Origin of the sequence: Mahella australiensis 50-1 BON (assembly GCF_000213255.1) — a bacterium.
Lineage (GTDB): Bacteria > Bacillota > Clostridia > Mahellales > Mahellaceae > Mahella > Mahella australiensis.
The window spans coordinates 2,279,686-2,295,981 of sequence record NC_015520.1; the positions used below are offsets into that span (position 1 = coordinate 2,279,686).

Annotated in this window: 24 protein-coding genes; all 24 read right to left on the reverse strand. The window is 45.5% G+C overall.

Going from position 1 to position 16,296, the window contains the following annotated elements:
- The 24 genes from rplR to rpoC all read right to left on the reverse strand — a co-directional run bounded on the left by rplR (position 1) and on the right by rpoC (position 16,288).
- Positions 1-372, reverse strand: a complete 372-nt coding sequence (gene rplR / locus MAHAU_RS10665; protein ID WP_041644592.1) for a 50S ribosomal protein L18 — start codon at positions 370-372, stop codon at positions 1-3.
- Positions 373-393: 21 nt separating this feature from the next.
- Positions 394-936 (reverse strand): 50S ribosomal protein L6, encoded by a 543-nt coding sequence (gene rplF, locus MAHAU_RS10670; protein WP_013781741.1) that lies wholly within the window; start codon positions 934-936, stop codon positions 394-396.
- Between the two features lie 21 nt (positions 937-957).
- Complete coding sequence (rpsH, locus tag MAHAU_RS10675) at positions 958-1,353, reverse strand: 30S ribosomal protein S8 (RefSeq protein ID WP_013781742.1); 396 nt, start codon at positions 1,351-1,353, stop codon at positions 958-960.
- A 22-nt stretch (positions 1,354-1,375) separates the two neighbouring features.
- Entirely contained in the window at positions 1,376-1,561 is a 186-nt protein-coding gene (locus MAHAU_RS10680) for a type Z 30S ribosomal protein S14 (RefSeq protein ID WP_013781743.1), read from the reverse strand.
- Between the two features lie 14 nt (positions 1,562-1,575).
- A complete protein-coding gene (gene rplE, locus MAHAU_RS10685; RefSeq protein WP_013781744.1) occupies positions 1,576-2,118 on the reverse strand; it encodes a 50S ribosomal protein L5 in 543 nt (180 codons plus the stop codon).
- A gap of 27 nt (positions 2,119-2,145) precedes the next feature.
- Positions 2,146-2,472, reverse strand: a complete 327-nt coding sequence (rplX, locus tag MAHAU_RS10690) for a 50S ribosomal protein L24 (RefSeq protein WP_013781745.1) — start codon at positions 2,470-2,472, stop codon at positions 2,146-2,148.
- 12 nt (positions 2,473-2,484) lie between these two features.
- Positions 2,485-2,853: a 50S ribosomal protein L14 gene (gene rplN / locus MAHAU_RS10695; RefSeq protein WP_013781746.1), complete on the reverse strand. Its 369-nt coding sequence runs from the start codon at positions 2,851-2,853 to the stop codon at positions 2,485-2,487.
- Positions 2,854-2,890: 37 nt separating this feature from the next.
- Complete coding sequence (gene rpsQ / locus MAHAU_RS10700; RefSeq protein WP_013781747.1) at positions 2,891-3,148, reverse strand: 30S ribosomal protein S17; 258 nt, start codon at positions 3,146-3,148, stop codon at positions 2,891-2,893.
- 26 nt (positions 3,149-3,174) lie between these two features.
- Positions 3,175-3,375 carry a 50S ribosomal protein L29 gene (rpmC, locus tag MAHAU_RS10705; RefSeq protein WP_013781748.1) on the reverse strand — a complete coding sequence of 67 codons (201 nt, stop codon included), beginning with the start codon at positions 3,373-3,375 and terminating at the stop codon, positions 3,175-3,177.
- Positions 3,365-3,808: a 50S ribosomal protein L16 gene (gene rplP / locus MAHAU_RS10710; protein ID WP_013781749.1), complete on the reverse strand. Its 444-nt coding sequence runs from the start codon at positions 3,806-3,808 to the stop codon at positions 3,365-3,367. Before rplP ends, rpmC begins: the two co-directional genes overlap by 11 nt.
- Entirely contained in the window at positions 3,732-4,478 is a 747-nt protein-coding gene (gene rpsC / locus MAHAU_RS10715; RefSeq protein WP_013781750.1) for a 30S ribosomal protein S3, read from the reverse strand. Before rpsC ends, rplP begins: the two co-directional genes overlap by 77 nt.
- 12 nt (positions 4,479-4,490) lie before the next feature.
- Positions 4,491-4,880 carry a 50S ribosomal protein L22 gene (rplV, locus tag MAHAU_RS10720; protein ID WP_013781751.1) on the reverse strand — a complete coding sequence of 130 codons (390 nt, stop codon included), beginning with the start codon at positions 4,878-4,880 and terminating at the stop codon, positions 4,491-4,493.
- Positions 4,881-4,906: 26 nt separating this feature from the next.
- Complete coding sequence (gene rpsS / locus MAHAU_RS10725; protein ID WP_013781752.1) at positions 4,907-5,191, reverse strand: 30S ribosomal protein S19; 285 nt, start codon at positions 5,189-5,191, stop codon at positions 4,907-4,909.
- A gap of 17 nt (positions 5,192-5,208) precedes the next feature.
- Positions 5,209-6,039 (reverse strand): 50S ribosomal protein L2, encoded by an 831-nt coding sequence (rplB, locus tag MAHAU_RS10730; protein WP_013781753.1) that lies wholly within the window; start codon positions 6,037-6,039, stop codon positions 5,209-5,211.
- A 30-nt stretch (positions 6,040-6,069) separates the two neighbouring features.
- Positions 6,070-6,360, reverse strand: a complete 291-nt coding sequence (gene rplW, locus MAHAU_RS10735; RefSeq protein WP_013781754.1) for a 50S ribosomal protein L23 — start codon at positions 6,358-6,360, stop codon at positions 6,070-6,072.
- Positions 6,360-6,983, reverse strand: coding sequence for a 50S ribosomal protein L4 (rplD, locus tag MAHAU_RS10740; RefSeq protein WP_013781755.1), 624 nt, complete (start codon positions 6,981-6,983; stop codon positions 6,360-6,362). Before rplD ends, rplW begins: the two co-directional genes overlap by 1 nt.
- 17 nt (positions 6,984-7,000) lie before the next feature.
- The gene (rplC, locus tag MAHAU_RS10745) at positions 7,001-7,639 is read right to left on the reverse strand and encodes a 50S ribosomal protein L3 (RefSeq protein ID WP_013781756.1); all 639 of its coding nucleotides are present in this window, start codon (positions 7,637-7,639) and stop codon (positions 7,001-7,003) included.
- Positions 7,640-7,652: 13 nt separating this feature from the next.
- Complete coding sequence (gene rpsJ, locus MAHAU_RS10750; RefSeq protein WP_013781757.1) at positions 7,653-7,961, reverse strand: 30S ribosomal protein S10; 309 nt, start codon at positions 7,959-7,961, stop codon at positions 7,653-7,655.
- Between the two features lie 94 nt (positions 7,962-8,055).
- Positions 8,056-9,255: an elongation factor Tu gene (gene tuf / locus MAHAU_RS10755; RefSeq protein ID WP_013781758.1), complete on the reverse strand. Its 1,200-nt coding sequence runs from the start codon at positions 9,253-9,255 to the stop codon at positions 8,056-8,058.
- Between the two features lie 19 nt (positions 9,256-9,274).
- Positions 9,275-11,344, reverse strand: coding sequence for an elongation factor G (fusA, locus tag MAHAU_RS10760; RefSeq protein WP_013781759.1), 2,070 nt, complete (start codon positions 11,342-11,344; stop codon positions 9,275-9,277).
- Between the two features lie 57 nt (positions 11,345-11,401).
- A complete protein-coding gene (gene rpsG, locus MAHAU_RS10765; protein WP_013781760.1) occupies positions 11,402-11,872 on the reverse strand; it encodes a 30S ribosomal protein S7 in 471 nt (156 codons plus the stop codon).
- Positions 11,873-11,900: 28 nt separating this feature from the next.
- Positions 11,901-12,275, reverse strand: a complete 375-nt coding sequence (gene rpsL / locus MAHAU_RS10770; protein ID WP_013781761.1) for a 30S ribosomal protein S12 — start codon at positions 12,273-12,275, stop codon at positions 11,901-11,903.
- A 58-nt stretch (positions 12,276-12,333) separates the two neighbouring features.
- On the reverse strand, positions 12,334-12,585 hold the full coding sequence (locus MAHAU_RS10775) for a ribosomal L7Ae/L30e/S12e/Gadd45 family protein (RefSeq protein WP_041644089.1): 252 nt from the start codon (positions 12,583-12,585) through the stop codon (positions 12,334-12,336).
- Between the two features lie 172 nt (positions 12,586-12,757).
- A complete protein-coding gene (gene rpoC, locus MAHAU_RS10780) occupies positions 12,758-16,288 on the reverse strand; it encodes a DNA-directed RNA polymerase subunit beta' (protein WP_013781763.1) in 3,531 nt (1,176 codons plus the stop codon).
- Positions 16,289-16,296 lie beyond the last annotated feature (8 nt).

Sequence of the window (16,296 nt, forward strand, 5' to 3'; positions counted from 1 at the left end):
TTAAAATTTTAATCCGGCTTCTCTAGCCCCGGTCGCTACTTCTTTTACACGCCCATGATAAATATAGCCGCCTCTATCAAAAACCACTTCTTCTATGCCCTTAGCTATAGCCCGTTGAGCTACTACCTTACCTACCAGCTTGGCGGCATCGGTTTTTGTACTCTCTTCGGCAAGTTGATCTTTTACATCTTTATCTAATGTAGAGGCCGATACAAGTGTATGCCCGACCGTATCATCGATAATTTGAGCATATATATGATTGAGGCTCCTGTAGACGTTTAAACGTGGCCTAGCCGGTACGCCATCCACCTTTTTACGAACCCTAAGATGCCGTACTTTTCTCGCTTTATTCTTGTCTTGTTTAGTGATCATATTATCCCATATCACCCTTTCCTACTTTTTACCGGTCTTTCCTTCTTTTAGTTTCAATACCTCTGTCTCATATTTTATGCCCTTGCCGTGATAGGCATCGGGCACACGTACCGCTCTTACATTGGCAGCTACAGCCCCTACCTTTTCTTTATCAATGCCCTTTACGATGATTTTATTAGGGCTGGGCACTTCAAATGTTATACCCTGAGCTTCCTCTATTTCGACCGGATGTGAGTAGCCCACCGTCAGTACAAGCTTATTGCCCTGTTTCTGTGCACGATATCCCACGCCGTTTATATCGAGTCCTTTTTGAAAGCCGTTGGTCACGCCTTCCACCATGTTATATATAAGCGTGCGGGTTAAGCCATGCAGCGCATTGTCCTGCTTGCTGTCGCTTTTAGGCATAACGGTTATAGTATTATTCTCGACCGCAATGTTCATATTGCGGTGTATAGACCTGCTCAATTCGCCTTTAGGCCCCTTTACCTTTATCATATTATCAGGGGTCACCGTCACGGTTACGCCGGCAGGTATATCAATGGGTTTCTTCCCAATTCTAGACATCTTTCCACCTCCTGAAACAGTTTACCATATATAGCACAATACTTCGCCGCCAACGCCTTCCTGACGGGCTTTCTTATCAGCCATGACTCCTTTGGACGTTGACAAAATAGCGATGCCAAGCCCACCCAGGACTTTAGGCACATTGTCTTTTCTCGTATAAACCCTTAAACCGGGTTTGCTTATGCGTTTTAAACCGCTTATAACGCGCTCTTTATTGGAACCATATCTTAGCGTTAAACGCAAAATGCCCTGCTTACCGTCGTCTATAAACTCACAGGAACGTATAAAGCCCTCTTCTACTAATATTTGGGCTATATCTTTTTTCATCCTGGATGCCGGGATATCTACTACATTATGCCTTGCCACAAGCGCGTTGCGTATACGCGTCAACATATCTGCTATAGGATCCGTTACCATATCGTTTTAGCCTCCTTTCCTTCTACCAACTGGCCTTCTTTATTCCCGGTATTTGGCCCTGATGTGCCAATTCCCTAAAGCATATCCTGCACACGCCGTATTTCCTCAGATAAGCATGCGGTCTACCGCATATGCTGCATCTATTATATGCGCGTGTGGAAAACTTCGGCTTCCTTTGCTGCTTTACAATCAACGATTTCTTAGCCAATATATCACCTCCCGCTAATCCTCTCTAAATGGCATACCCAGTAACTTTAGCAGTCCCTTGGCCTCTTCATCGCTTTTGGCTGTAGTAACGAACACTATGTCCATTCCCCTAACCTTATCTATTTTATCATAATCTACTTCGGGAAAGATCAATTGTTCTTTTACCCCTAATGTATAATTTCCGCGACCATCAAACGCCTTGGAAGAAACCCCTCTGAAGTCCCTCACTCGCGGTAATGCTATATTGAAAAGTTTATCCACAAATTCATACATACGCTCGCCGCGCAGCGTTACTTTAGCTCCTATCGGCATACCGGTCCTCACCTTAAAGGCCGCTATTGATTTTTTGGCCTTTGTTATTACCGGTCTCTGGCCTGTTATAGCCGCCAATTCGTCGCTGACAGCCTGTGCTACCTTTGGGTTATCCTTAGCATCTCCCATACCAACATTAATTACTACTTTTTCCAACTTAGGGACTTCCATTATATTGGTATATTTAAACTGCTGCTGCATAGCAGGTACTATTTCATTTACATAAGCATCCTTTAATCTCGCCACCGTCCGATCCCCTCCTTTCTGTTAACTTTAATCGGTAAATTCTCGGCCGCAGTGTTTACATACTCTTACTTTGCTGCCGTCTGCCAGAATTTTTTTGCTTATCCTGGTGGGACGCTTACATTCGTCACACCATAGCATCACCTTAGAGCTGGGAATAGGGGACTCCTGTTTAACCAGGCCTCCTTGTTGCACCGAACTGGTGGGTTTTTTATGCTTGGTAACGATATTCACATCTTGCACCACGATCTTGCCATCCTGCGGCAGAGCTGTAAGCACCTTGCCTATCTTGCCTTTATATTTGCCGTTGATCACTATAACAGTGTCGCCTTTTTTTACATGAAGTTTATTCGGCATATTTGCACCTCCTCATAACACCTCCGGCGCCAGAGAGATGATCTTCATATAATCTCTATCCCTCAATTCTCTGGCTACCGGACCGAATATACGCGTGCCTCTAGGCTGCTTATCGTCGTTTATGATAACAGCCGCGTTATCATCGAAACGTATATACGAACCGTCAGGCCGTTGCATGCCTTTGGATGTTCTTACTATAACAGCTTTGACGACATCGCCTTTTTTAACAACGCCTCCTGGCGTTGCATTTTTAATAGAAGCTATGATCTCATCGCCTATATTTGCGCTCTTTCTATTTGGGCCTCCCAATACGCGGATACACATTATCTCCTTGGCTCCGGTATTATCAGCCACTTTAAGCCGTGTCTGCGGTCTAATCATAATTTCACCTTCCTTGCTCCAAATTTATGGAACTCCATCATTTAGCCCGTTCCAGTATCTCTACCACTCGCCATCTTTTATCCTTGCTAAGCGGCCTGGTTTCCATTATCAATACTTTATCGCCTTCATTACACTCGTTATTCTCATCGTGCGCTTTATATTTCTTTGTCCTTTTTATATACTTGCCGTATAATGGATCCTTTTTCAGCGTTTCATTGGCCACTACTACGGTCTTATCCATCTTATTGCTCACGACTATACCTACCGCTGTTTTGCGTCGATTGCGAACGACCATATCTATATCTTCCTTTCTCCAATCAGCTATGCTTCGCGCCTAATCTCGCGTTCCCTTAATATAGTCTTTACCTGGGCTATGGAACGCCTTACTTCTCTAATACGCATAGGGTTTTCTAATTGCCCTACAGCCAGTTGAAAGCGCAGGTTGAATAGCTCGGTTTTTAAATCGGCCAATTGATCGTTCAGTTCCTCTACAGATAATTCTCTAAGCTTGTCAACCCTCATTGCTTTCACCACCTACTGCTTCTAAGTCCTGGCGTTTTACAAACTTGCATTTTATAGGTAATTTATGTGCCGCCAGGCGAAATGCCTCTTTGGCTACATCTTCTGATACGCCGGATAACTCAAACAATATCCTCCCGGGCTTTACTACGGCCACCCAATACTCCGGCGATCCTTTACCGCTGCCCATACGTGTTTCGGCAGGTTTCTTTGTAACCGCCTTATCCGGGAAGATTTTTATCCACACTTTACCGCCTTTGCGTATATATCTATTTATAGCTATACGGGCAGCTTCTATCTGATTGTTGGTTATCCATGCCGGCTCCAAAGCCTGCAGCCCGTATTCGCCATAAGCAACTTTATTGCCTCGGCTGGCCACGCCTTTCATTCTGCCTCTTTGCGGTTTTCGATACTTTACCCTCTTTGGCATTAACATGTTTATTCCCTCCTTCTTCAGCAACGGCCCATTTACCCTTGCCTAAAACATCTCCTTTATATATCCATACCTTGACGCCTATACGCCCGTACGTTGTGCGTGCTTCTGCAAACCCATAATCTATATTGGCGCGCAATGTTTGAAGCGGTATGGTACCTTCGTGATAATGCTCGCTTCTTGCTATTTCAGCTCCTCCTAGACGTCCAGAACAGGTTATCTTTATACCTTTAGCTCCTGATTTCATAGTACGGCTTATAGCCTGTTTCATAGCACGTCTAAAAGATATGCGCTTCTCTAGCTGCGAAGCAACATTTTCAGCCACCAACTGTGCATCGAGTTCCGGGAATCTAACTTCTAATATATTCAGCGAAACAGCCTTGCCCGTTAAATTCTCTAGGTCCTTCTTCAGTTTGTCAACCTCTGTACCGCCTTTACCTATAACCATACCGGGTTTAGCGGTAAATATATTTACGCGTATTCTATTTGCAGCTCGCTCTATCTCTATCCTCGATATACCGGCGCTATAGAGCTTTTGCTTCAAATAAGTGCGAATTTTATAATCTTCCAGTACATTGCCGGCAAATTCCCTATCGTTCTTGACTAACCATCGCGAATCCCAGTTTTCTATAATACCTACCCGGAGTCCGTGCGGATGCATCTTTTGACCCAACTAGCATACCTCCTATCTTTTCATCTCGTCCAAAATAATGGTTATATGGCTGGTACGTTTGCGTATTCTATAAGCCCTTCCCTGAGCCCTCGGATGTACCCTTTTCAATGTGGGCCCCTGATCAGCATAAACCTCTGCCACATAAAGGTCATCCGCATCCAAACCCAGATTATTCTCAGCATTAGCTATAGCCGAACGCAACAGTTTTTCTACCACCGTTGAGGCAGCTTTGGGCGTATAACGCAATATATTTAAAGCATCTTTAACCCTTTTGCCGCGGATAAGATCTATAACCACCTTGACTTTGCGCGATGATATTCTAATATATCTAGCTATGGCTCTAGGCCGTCTATCTTTATTTTCTTCTCTTTTTTGAGCCTTCTCACGCTCTCTAGTAGCCATGTGTTCACTCCTTCCTTTATTGCTTGCTACCTTGCTGACGTAGAACGTTCGGTGCGGTCGCTGTGCCCACGGAAGGTCCTGGTAGGAGCAAATTCTCCTAACTTATGGCCTACCATGTCCTCAGTAACATATACCGGCACATGCTTTCTACCATCATGTACAGCAAAAGTATGCCCTACCATTTCAGGAATAATGGTGCAGCTACGAGCCCATGTCTTAACAACCTTTTTTTCTCTTTTTTGATTCATCTCAGTAACTTTTTTTAGTATGTTTTTATCTACATAAGGTCCCTTTTTTACCGATCTGCTCAATGCAAGCTGCCTCCTTTCTACTTCTTCCTGCGATTTATTATATATTTATCGCTGTACTTATGTTTCTTACGCGTCTTATAACCTAACGTCGGCTTGCCCCACGGTGTAAGCGGACCCGGATGCCCTATAGGAGCTTTACCTTCTCCGCCACCGTGTGGATGGTCCACAGGGTTCATGACAACGCCGCGCACTGTCGGCCTTATGCCCATATGCCTCTTACGGCCGGCTTTGCCTATCTTTATGTTCTCATGATCGATATTACCGACCTGACCTATAGTGGCACGGCAATTTAACCTCACCAACCTAACCTCACCTGAAGGCAACCGCACGTGGGCATAATCGCCCTCTTTAGCCATCAATTGAGCCTCAGCACCAGCCGAACGCACCATTTGTGCCCCTTTGCCCGGCGTAAGCTCTATATTGTGTATACCGGTGCCAACCGGTATATCCTTAAGCAATAATGCATTCCCAGGTTTTATATCGGCTCCTTCACCTGATATAACAGTATCACCTACATTTAATCCTAAAGGGGCTAATATATAGCGTTTCTCACCATCCACGTAATGCAACAACGCTATATTAGCGCTTCTATTCGGATCATACTCTATAGCCGCTACTTTAGCAGGTATATTGTCTTTATCTCTTTTGAAATCTATAACCCTATATTTTGCCTTGTTTCCACCGCCTCTGTGCCTTACGGTTATACGGCCGTAAACATTTCTGCCAGATTTCTTCGGAAGAGGCTTTAATAAGGATTTTTCGGGTACCTCTTTCGTTATCTCATCAAACGTCGAAACGGTCATAAACCTTCTAGCTGGCGATGTGGGTTTATATTTTTTGATGCCCATCGTCTTCACTTCCTTTTATATAAGCTTTTATCACATGCCCTCAAAAAATTGAATGGCTTTGCTATCCGATGTTAAGGTGACAATGGCTTTTTTCCAATTCGGCCTGCGCCCAACATTGGCGCCCATACGCTTAACCTTACCCCTCATATTCATGGTATTAACCTGCTTGACCTTAACGTCGAATATTTTCTCCACCGCATCTTTTATTTGATATTTGTTAGCATCAACAGCTACTTTAAAAGTATATCTCTTATCCTGCATCATGCCATACGTCTTTTCTGTAAGCAGAGGACGAATTATTATATCATGAGGATCTCTCATCACACATACACCTCCTCCACTTTGGGTACAGCATCCTTGAGTATTATAAATTTGTCGCAGTTTAATATATCATAAACATTTAAGGTATTGACCAACGCAGTCTTTACCCCTGGTATATTTCGCGATGATTTTTGGATTATCTCATCCTTCTCCGGCAAAACCATTAATACCTTCCTGTCAGCCTTGAGATTGCGCAATATGCGGAACATCTCTTTTGTCTTGGGCTGCTCTATTGATATATTATCCAACACTATCAGCTCATTATCTCTTACCTTAGATGTCAAAGCACTTTTCATAGCCAATCTGCGTAGCTTTTTGGGCAATGTATAGCTATAATCCCGGGGTTTTGGGGCGAATACCACGCCGCCCTTAATCCACTGCGGAGCCCTTATGCTGCCTTGTCTGGCTCTACCGGTGCCTTTTTGCCGCCATGGTTTTCTACCACCACCGCGTACTTCGCCTCTGGTCTTAGCAGACTGCGTGCCCTGGCGCTTATTAGCCAGTTGCATCTGCACTACCTGATGCAGCGCCGCCTCATTTACTTCTATGCCAAAGATTTCATCCTTCAGCTCTATTTCGCCCACCTGCTGGCCTTCAATGTTATATACTGGAACTTTAGGCACTTTACGCGTCCTCCTCCCTATCGCTTTTTATTCTTTATCGAATACTTTACTTCAACGATGCTACCGCGTCGTCCCGGAATGCTGCCTTTGAGTAATAATAAGTTGCGCTCAGGATCGGCTTTTACTACTTCTAAGCCTTGTACCGTCACGCGACGCGCTCCCATATGTCCGGGCAAATGCTTATTCTTAAATACGCGCCCTGGAGAAGTACCTGCGCTCATGGAACCCACCCTTCGGTGATATTTAGAGCCATGGGCCATGGGCCCTCTATGAGCACCCCAGCGTTTAACAACGCCAGCAAAACCTTTGCCCAATGATATGCCGGAAACATCCACTTTGCTGCCAGGTTGAAAGATATCGGCCGTTATTTGTTGCCCTACCTGGTAATCTTCTATATTATCCGGCTTAAATTCTCTAAGATATTTTTTATACGGAACATTCGCCTTTTTTAAATGACCTTGTTTAGGCTTATTGATACGATGTTCCTTCACATCCATAAAGCCAAGTTGGATAGCGTTATAGCCGTCTTTTTCTACAGTTTTCTTTTGAACCACCACGCATGGGCCGGCCTCTATAACTGTCACAGGCAACGCCCTGCCATCATCCATAAAAAACTGCGTCATGCCTATTTTTTTACCTAGTATGCCCTTTGCCACCGCTTCCACCTCCCTATAACTTTATTTCTATATCCACGCCTGCAGGCAGATCCAAGCGCATCAGAGCATCTACGGTCTTGGACGTAGGCTGCAATATGTCTATCAAGCGCTTATGAATTCTGGTCTCAAATTGTTCGCGCGAATCTTTATATTTGTGCGGTGCTCTCAATATGGTGACTATTTCGCGTTCGGTCGGCAGCGGCACAGGTCCCGAAACAGTCGCTCCTGTGCGTTTGGCAGTAGCCACTATCTGCTCTGCCGATTGATCCAAAACGCTATGGTCGTATGCTCGTAATTTTATGCGGATTTTTTGTTCCGCCATCGCTTTCCCCTCCTTTTTAGCTAGGAAAATATAAATACACTCATCCTGGCGTATTTACGGCTTTATAAATCTGTAAGCGGTACCGCCTACAGATTTATTCTATAACCTCGGTGACAACTCCGGCTCCTACCGTTCGGCCGCCTTCTCGTATTGCAAATCGCAATCCTTCTTCTATCGCTATCGGCGTTATCAGCTGTACTTCCATTACTATGTTGTCGCCAGGCATTACCATCTCTACCCCTTCGGGTAATTGTATCGTACCTGTCACATCGGTCGTCCTGAAGTAGAACTGTGGCCTGTATCCGTTGAAAAACGGCGTATGCCTACCCCCTTCTTCCTTGGTCAGCACGTATACCTGCCCCTTGAAATGCGTATGCGGATGTATGCTGCCCGGCTTGGCCAATACCTGCCCTCTCTCTACTTCTTCTCTCTGTATGCCCCTTAACAGTACGCCTACGTTGTCCCCTGCTATCGCTTCGTCCATCGTCTTGCGGAACATCTCTATACCCGTCGCTACTGTCTTCCTCGGACGGTCTGTTAACCCTACTATCTCTACTTCTTCGCCTACTCTTAATCTGCCTCGATCTACTCTGCCTGTAGCCACTGTGCCACGCCCGGTTATCGTGAATACGTCTTCTACCGGCATCAGGAACGGCTTGTCTACATCCCTCTCGGGTGTCGGTATATATTCATCTACCGCATCCATAAGTTCAAGTATCGGTTTTACCCATTCGTTATTCGGGTCTCCTCCCGCTTCTAATGCCTTTAGTGCCGACCCTTTTATTATCGGTACTTCATCTCCCGGGAATTCGTATTCATTTAACAGATCCCTTACTTCCATCTCTACTAGCTCTATCAGTTCGGGATCGTCTACCATATCGGTCTTATTCAAAAATACCACTATATATGGCACTCCTACCTGGCGCGCCAGCAGTATATGCTCCCTGGTCTGCGGCATGGGACCGTCGGCTGCCGATACCACCAGTATCGCTCCGTCCATCTGCGCTGCGCCGGTTATCATGTTCTTAACATAGTCGGCGTGCCCTGGACAGTCAACGTGCGCATAGTGCCTCTTCTCGGTCTCGTATTCCACGTGCGCCGTGTTTATTGTGATGCCCCTGGCTTTTTCTTCGGGCGCTTTGTCTATCTCATCGTATTTGGTAGCCTGCGCCCGGCCAAAATGTGCCAGCGTCATCGTTATAGCTGCTGTCAACGTCGTCTTGCCGTGATCGACGTGCCCTATTGTACCTATATTTATATGCGGCTTGCTTCTCTCAAATCTTTGCTTTGCCATCTCTTGTTTCCTCCCTTTCTTACTTAGTATTCAAAACTTTCTCGGCTACATTTTTGGGTACAATCTCATAGTGAGAAAATTGCATGGTATATGTTCCCCTGCCTTGTGTCTTGGATCGCAAATCTGTAGCATATCCAAACATCTCAGCCAAAGGTACTAATCCTCTTATAACTTGAGCTCCATTACGACCCTCCATACCCTCTATATGACCGCGGCGGCTGCTTATATCGCCCATAACATCGCCCATATATTCTTCAGGCACTACCACTTCAACCTTCATGATAGGCTCTAGCAGTACAGGCGCCGCCTTCTTCATGCCTTCCTTAAATCCTATAGACGCCGCTATCTTAAATGCCATCTCAGATGAATCCACTTCATGATATGAACCATCAAACAGCGTCACCTTTACATCTACCACAGGATAACCGCCCAGAACGCCGCTGTTAAGCGCTTCCTGTATGCCCTCATCGACAGCCGGTATATATTCTCTGGGCACAACACCGCCTACTATCTTATCGATGAACTCATAACCAGCACCGCGCTCGTTCGGCTCCAATTGCAACCATACATGACCGTACTGACCGCGGCCACCGGACTGACGTATAAAACGCCCTTCAGATTTGACCGTCTGCGTGATAGTCTCTTTATAGGCCACCTGCGGATTCCCTACATTGGCTTCTACCTTAAATTCTCTGAATAATCTATCTATTATTATCTCGAGATGAAGTTCACCCATACCCGAGATTATAGTCTGACCTGTATCAGGATCGGTATGGACTCGGAAGGTGGGGTCTTCTTCAGCGAGTTTAGTAAGCCCGATAGCCAGCTTATCCTGACCAGCCTTAGTCTTGGGCTCTATTGCCACCGATATAACCGGTTCGGGAAATTCCATAGATTCCAGAATTATGGGGTTATTCTCATCGCACAATGTATCGCCCGTAGTGGTATCCTTTAAACCCACTATAGCCACTATATCGCCGCTGTAAGCCCTGTCTATCTCTTCGCGGTGATTGGCATGCATCTGCAGTATCCTGCCTACGCGCTCGCGCTTACCTTTTGTAGAATTATATACATATGAGCCAGCTTCCAGCGTGCCGGAATATATCCTGGTAAACGTAAGTCTGCCTACGAACGGATCGGACATTATCTTAAACGCCAAAGCGGATAACGGCTGGTCATCATTGAGCTCGCGCTCTACTTCATCGCCGGTCTTAGTGTCTATGCCGCTTACATGCCCTATATCGGCTGGCGATGGCAAGAAATCGACTATGGCATCCAGCAACGGCTGCACACCTTTATTTTTATATGAACTGCCGCATAAAACTGGCACCATTTTTACTGCCACCGTCGCTCTGCGTATAGCTGCGATCAGTTCTTCTTGACTTATCTCCTCGCCTTCAAGGTACTTGATCATTATCTCATCGTCCTGCTCGGCTACCGCTTCTAAGAGCTTATTCTTGTATTCCTGCGCCATATCCATCATATCGGCCGGTATCGGTTCGTCTTCCATAACCGTTCCGAGATCGTCTTTATATATTATAGCCTCATTTCTTATCAGGTCGATTACGCCGATAAAGCTATCTTCTTTGCCTATAGGCAATTGGATAGGCACGGCATTAGCATTCAACCGTTCTCTCATCATCTTAATGGCGTTAAAGAAATCAGCACCCATAATGTCCATTTTATTAACATAGGCTATACGTGGCACGCCGTATTTATCGGCTTGTCTCCATACGGTTTCAGATTGAGGCTCTACGCCGCCTTTAGCACAAAATACTGCAACTGCGCCGTCTAGGACCCTCAGCGATCTCTCCACTTCCACTGTAAAGTCCACGTGGCCTGGCGTATCGATAATATTTATTTTATGGCCCTTCCACTGCGCAGTAGTAGCCGCCGACGTTATGGTTATTCCCCTTTCCTGCTCCTGTTCCATCCAGTCCATAGTAGCGTTGCCTTCATGGACTTCACCGAGCTTATGAATTCTCCCGGCATAAAACAAGACGCGTTCGGTAGTCGTGGTTTTACCCGCATCTATATGAGCCATTATGCCAATATTACGCGTTTTTTCTATGGGAAATTGTCTAGGCACACTCACCCTCCTTTCTAACACAAAAATCACTGATATACCGATAATCTTTCATCAAATCTACCACCTGTAATGTGCAAAAGCTCTATTTGCTTCCGCCATCCTATGCATTTCTTCTTTTCTTCTTATGCTGCCACCGGTATTATTGACTGCATCCATGATTTCATTAGCCAGCTTTTGTTCCATGGTCCTTTCATTGCGTTGGCGCGCAAAGTTAACCAGCCAGCGCATGGTCAATGAAATCCTTCTCTCCGGTCTTACCTCTACGGGAACCTGATAAGTAGCTCCTCCCACCCTACGCGGTTTGACCTCGAGCACAGGCATAATATTGTTTATGGCTTCTTCAAATACCTCCATAGGATCCCTGCCGGTTTTTTCGCGTATTATATCGAAAGCCCCGTAGCATATATGTTGAGCTATGCTTCTCTTTCCATCCTTCATAACGCAGTTTATCAGCCGCGTAACGTTAGCGTTGCTGTATACCGGATCGGGCAACACTTCTCTTTTAGTTACATTGCCTTTTCTAGGCATTTATATCCTCGCCTCCTTATGTTTGAGGTTATTTCTTGGCTCTTTTAGCGCCATATTTAGAACGTCCCTGTTTACGGTTGGCCACCCCGGCGGTATCCAAAGCACCTCTTATAATATGATACCTTACACCGGGCAAATCCTTAACCCTACCGCCTCTTATAAGCACCACTGAGTGCTCTTGCAAATTATGGCCTATACCTGGTATATAAGCGGTAACTTCCATGCCGTTTACCAGGCGAACCCTAGCCACTTTACGCAAAGCGGAGTTCGGCTTTTTAGGCGTAGTAGTCTTAACCACCGTGCACACACCGCGCTTCTGCGGCGAGCCCTTCAAGGCCGGTGACGCTGACTTTTTCTCTACAGTTTCCCTTCCTCGTCTCACCAATTGATTTATAGTAGGCATCGTTTCACCTCCTTCCATATACAAAGGTAAGTCGGGATGCAACTCCCGACTCGCTTCGCTATGCCTTTAATATAGCCGCTGTAGCAGCACCAACTTCAATCCCGCAAGCCTCTCCCAATTGCTCCATGGTATCGACATATTCTATCTCAATACCATTTTGTTCGCAGGCATTGACAATTGCATCTTTAATATGCTTATCCGCGTCATTGGCTATGAATACCACAGTTGCGCTATGTTCCTTTATAGCCCGTATAGTCTGCTTCATGCCAACAGCTTTGCAAGCACTGTCTTTTAAAACCTCAATCGCCATAGTATGAGACATCGATAAACAGCCGATCTACAATGTAACCGCTGCTTATACCGATCTTGCGTCTCTCCTTTCCCGGTGAACAATTTTATTGTTCTCCCAATAATGGCCTAAATATGAGGCCAAACACTTTCCTATTTTATCATCAGCCCGCAACCATGTCAACAATATTTTTTCAGCGAGCAGCTATCTGAGTTTGCTGCGCTGGCACCACTTTTATACTTTTATACCTATTCATGCCGGTGCCAGCCGGTATCAATTTGCCTATTATAACATTTTCTTTCAAACCTATCAGCGGATCAACCCTGCCTTTAGTAGCCGCCTCCGTCAGAACACGCGTGGTCTCTTGGAAAGACGCTGCCGACAGGAACGAATCTGTGGATAGAGAGGCCTTAGTGATGCCCATCAATACCCTTTTAGCTACCGCGGGCCTTAACCCCTGAGCTATGGCTGCTTCATTTTCACGTTCAAATGCGAACATATCCACCAAGCTGCCCGGCAGCATATCGGTATCTCCAGCATCTTCTATCTTCACTTTGCGCAGCATCTGGCGTATTATAACTTCTACGTGTTTATCATTTATATCGACGCCTTGCAATCTATAAACCTTCTGGACTTCTTGCAGCAGATAGGTCTGAACCTCTACTACACCTTTTATCCTTAAAATATCGTGCGGGTTCACCGACCCTTCTGTCAGTTCATCGCCAGCTTCTATTTTCTGTCCATCGGTTACCTTTAAACGTGAACCGTACGGTATTGTATAGCTTTGACTGTTGCCGTCATCAGACGTAATGACGACCTCTCTTTTATGTTTGCTTTCATTTATTGAAACAGTGCCGTTTATATCCGATATAATGGCTAAGCCTTTAGGCTTCCTAGCTTCAAACAATTCTTCCACACGCGGCAAACCTTGCGTTATATCCTCTCCGGCCACACCGCCCGTATGGAATGTCCTCATGGTGAGCTGGGTGCCCGGCTCGCCGATCGATTGCGCTGCTATAATCCCCACAGGCTCGCCTATCTCAACCGGCTGATTAAAAGCCAGATTTCGCCCATAACATTTGGCACATACGCCTATTTCTGCGCGACAGGTCATAATTGACCTTATATAGACTTTGTCTATGCCAGCCGCCACTATCGCATTCGCTGTTTCCTCGGTAATTTCATGATTTTTATGCACAATAACCTCGCCTGTATTCGGATCCAACACATCCTCAGCAGCATATCGTCCTTCTATGCGATCTTTCAGGCTCTCTATAACCTCATTGCCGTCTTTTATTTCCGAAACCCATATACCCTTTACCTCCTCGCCAAGGCGAGCGAAGCAATCATCTTCTCTTATTATGATATCCTGGCTTACATCCACCAGTCTCCGCGTAAGATATCCTGAATCGGCTGTACGCAGGGCAGTATCAGCCAAACCCTTTCTAGCTCCATGTGTGGATATGAAGAACTCCAACACAGTCAGCCCCTCGCGGAAATTGGATCTTATAGGCAGCTCTATTATTTTACCCGATGGGTTGGCCATAAGACCTCTCATACCAGCTAACTGCCTAATCTGATTTATGCTGCCTCGCGCTCCAGAATTAGCCATCATATATATAGGATTAAATCTATCCAAATGCTTGAGCAGCGCTTGAGTAACGTTTTCGGTAGTGGTATTCCATATATTTATGACCTCTTGATAGCGCTCGTCATCTGATACAAGCCCTTTGCGATATAGCTTATTGACGTTTTCTACTTCTTTCTCGGCTTCATCCAACATCTGTTGCTTTTCAGGCGGTACAACTATATCCATAACGCTTACAGTTATAGCCCCTTTTGTGGAATACTCAAAGCCCAATTTCTTTATTCTGTCCAGCATTTCGGCCGTTACTTCTATGCCATGCTTCTTATAACATGCGTCTATGATCTGGCCCAATACCTTTTTATCCACCAGTTTATCTACTTCTAGAGTAAACATATTGGACGGATCATCTCTATCCACGAAACCCAAATCTTGAGGGATAGCTTGATTGAATATCAGCCTGCCCACAGTTGTTTTTACGCGACCTACATGCCATTGACCGTTTATTTTCTTCTTTATCCGTACGTTTATAGAAGCGTGCAGGCCTAGCTCTCCTATCTGATAAGCCATTATAGCTTCGTCTATGCCGGAAAAGTACATACCTTCGCCCTCTTCGCCTTCGCGATCTATAGTAAGATAGTAGCATCCCATAACCATGTCCTGCGTAGGGTTCACTACCGGCCTGCCATCAGATGGTTTCAAGATATTATTGGCTGCAAGCATCAAATACCTGGCTTCGGCTTGAGCCTCCACAGATAACGGTACATGTATGGCCATCTGATCGCCATCAAAGTCAGCGTTATAAGCCGTACATACCAAAGGATGGATCTTTATAGCCCTGCCTTCTACTAATATCGGCTCAAATGCTTGGATGCCTAATCTGTGCAGAGTGGGCGCCCTATTTAACAATACGGGATGCTCTTTTATTACTTCTTCCAGGACATCCCATATCTCTGTCCGGGCTCTTTCCACCATGTGTTTGGCGTTTTTTATATTATGTGCATAGCCTTTTTCTACTAACTTTTTCATGACAAATGGTTTAAATAACTCCAAAGCCATTTCCTTTGGTAAACCGCATTGATACAGTTTGAGGTCTGGACCTACAACTATAACCGAACGGCCCGAATAATCCACACGTTTACCTAAAAGGTTCTGTCGAAAGCGCCCTTGCTTGCCTTTGAGCATATCGCTCAGCGATTTCAACGGGCGATTGCCTGATCCTGTAACGGGTCGGCCCCTGCGTCCGTTATCTATGAGCGCATCGACAGCCTCTTGAAGCATACGCTTCTCGTTTCTCACTATTATATCCGGTGCCTGTAACTCCAATAGTTTTTTTAGACGATTGTTTCTGTTCAGCACGCGCCTATACAGATCATTTAAGTCTGATGTGGCAAACCGGCCACCGTCTAATTGAACCATCGGGCGCAGATCAGGTGGTATGACGGGCAGGGCCTCCAATATCATCCACTCTGGTCGATTACCAGATTTCCTGAATGATTCTACCACTTCCAAACGCTTTACTATCCTTACGCGTTTCTGACCGGTAGAACGCTCTAATTCATGGCGCAATTGGGCAGACAAACTATCCAGGTCTATAGCCTGTAATAGCTCTTTTATAGCTTCAGCTCCCATACCGGCTTTAAATCTATTACCGTATGTCTCTACAGCCTCTTTATATTCCTTATCGCTCAAAAGTTGCTTTTCTATAAGGTCGGTATCACCGGGATCTATCACTATATATGAGGCAAAATACAGCACTTTCTCCAGTGACCTGGGCGACATATCCAGAATCAAGCCCATGCGGCTGGGAATCCCCTTAAAATACCATATATGGGACACCGGAGCTGCCAATTCTATATGCCCCATACGTTCGCGGCGCACTTTGGACTTGGTAACCTCTACACCGCACCTGTCGCATATAATACCTTTATAGCGTATGCGCTTATATTTGCCACAATGGCACTCCCAATCTTTTACCGGTCCGAATATCCTTTCGCAAAATAAACCATCGCGTTCGGGTTTTAGCGTTCTATAATTGATGGTTTCAGGTTTTTTTACCTCGCCATGTGACCATTCGCGTATTTTTTCTGGAGAGGCCAGCCCTATTTTTATCGACGTAAAATCATTAAGCTCATTCATAATCGTCA

Bases quoted from the DNA above. Each gene is read 5' to 3' on its own strand.
- rpsQ (WP_013781747.1), bottom strand. From the start codon at position 3,148: ATGGTCGTTCGCAATCGACGCAAAACAGCGGTAGGTATAGTCGTGAGC.
- rplF (WP_013781741.1), bottom strand. From the start codon at position 936: ATGTCTAGAATTGGGAAGAAACCCATTGATATACCTGCCGGCGTAACC.
- rpsG (WP_013781760.1), bottom strand. From the start codon at position 11,872: ATGCCTAGAAAAGGCAATGTAACTAAAAGAGAAGTGTTGCCCGATCCG.
- rplX (WP_013781745.1), bottom strand. From the start codon at position 2,472: ATGCCGAATAAACTTCATGTAAAAAAAGGCGACACTGTTATAGTGATC.
- MAHAU_RS10775 (WP_041644089.1), bottom strand. From the start codon at position 12,585: ATGGCGATTGAGGTTTTAAAAGACAGTGCTTGCAAAGCTGTTGGCATG.
- rplB (WP_013781753.1), bottom strand. From the start codon at position 6,039: ATGGGCATCAAAAAATATAAACCCACATCGCCAGCTAGAAGGTTTATG.
- rplP (WP_013781749.1), bottom strand. From the start codon at position 3,808: ATGTTAATGCCAAAGAGGGTAAAGTATCGAAAACCGCAAAGAGGCAGA.
- rplV (WP_013781751.1), bottom strand. From the start codon at position 4,880: ATGGCTACTAGAGAGCGTGAGAAGGCTCAAAAAAGAGAAGAAAATAAA.
- rpsL (WP_013781761.1), bottom strand. From the start codon at position 12,275: ATGCCTACTATAAATCAATTGGTGAGACGAGGAAGGGAAACTGTAGAG.
- rpsH (WP_013781742.1), bottom strand. From the start codon at position 1,353: ATGGTAACGGATCCTATAGCAGATATGTTGACGCGTATACGCAACGCG.
- rpoC (WP_013781763.1), bottom strand. From the start codon at position 16,288: ATGAATGAGCTTAATGATTTTACGTCGATAAAAATAGGGCTGGCCTCT.
- rplW (WP_013781754.1), bottom strand. From the start codon at position 6,360: ATGAGAGATCCTCATGATATAATAATTCGTCCTCTGCTTACAGAAAAG.
- rpsJ (WP_013781757.1), bottom strand. From the start codon at position 7,961: ATGGCGGAACAAAAAATCCGCATAAAATTACGAGCATACGACCATAGC.
- rpmC (WP_013781748.1), bottom strand. From the start codon at position 3,375: ATGAGGGTTGACAAGCTTAGAGAATTATCTGTAGAGGAACTGAACGAT.
- rplN (WP_013781746.1), bottom strand. From the start codon at position 2,853: ATGATTAGACCGCAGACACGGCTTAAAGTGGCTGATAATACCGGAGCC.
- tuf (WP_013781758.1), bottom strand. From the start codon at position 9,255: ATGGCAAAGCAAAGATTTGAGAGAAGCAAGCCGCATATAAATATAGGT.
- rplR (WP_041644592.1), bottom strand. From the start codon at position 372: ATGATCACTAAACAAGACAAGAATAAAGCGAGAAAAGTACGGCATCTT.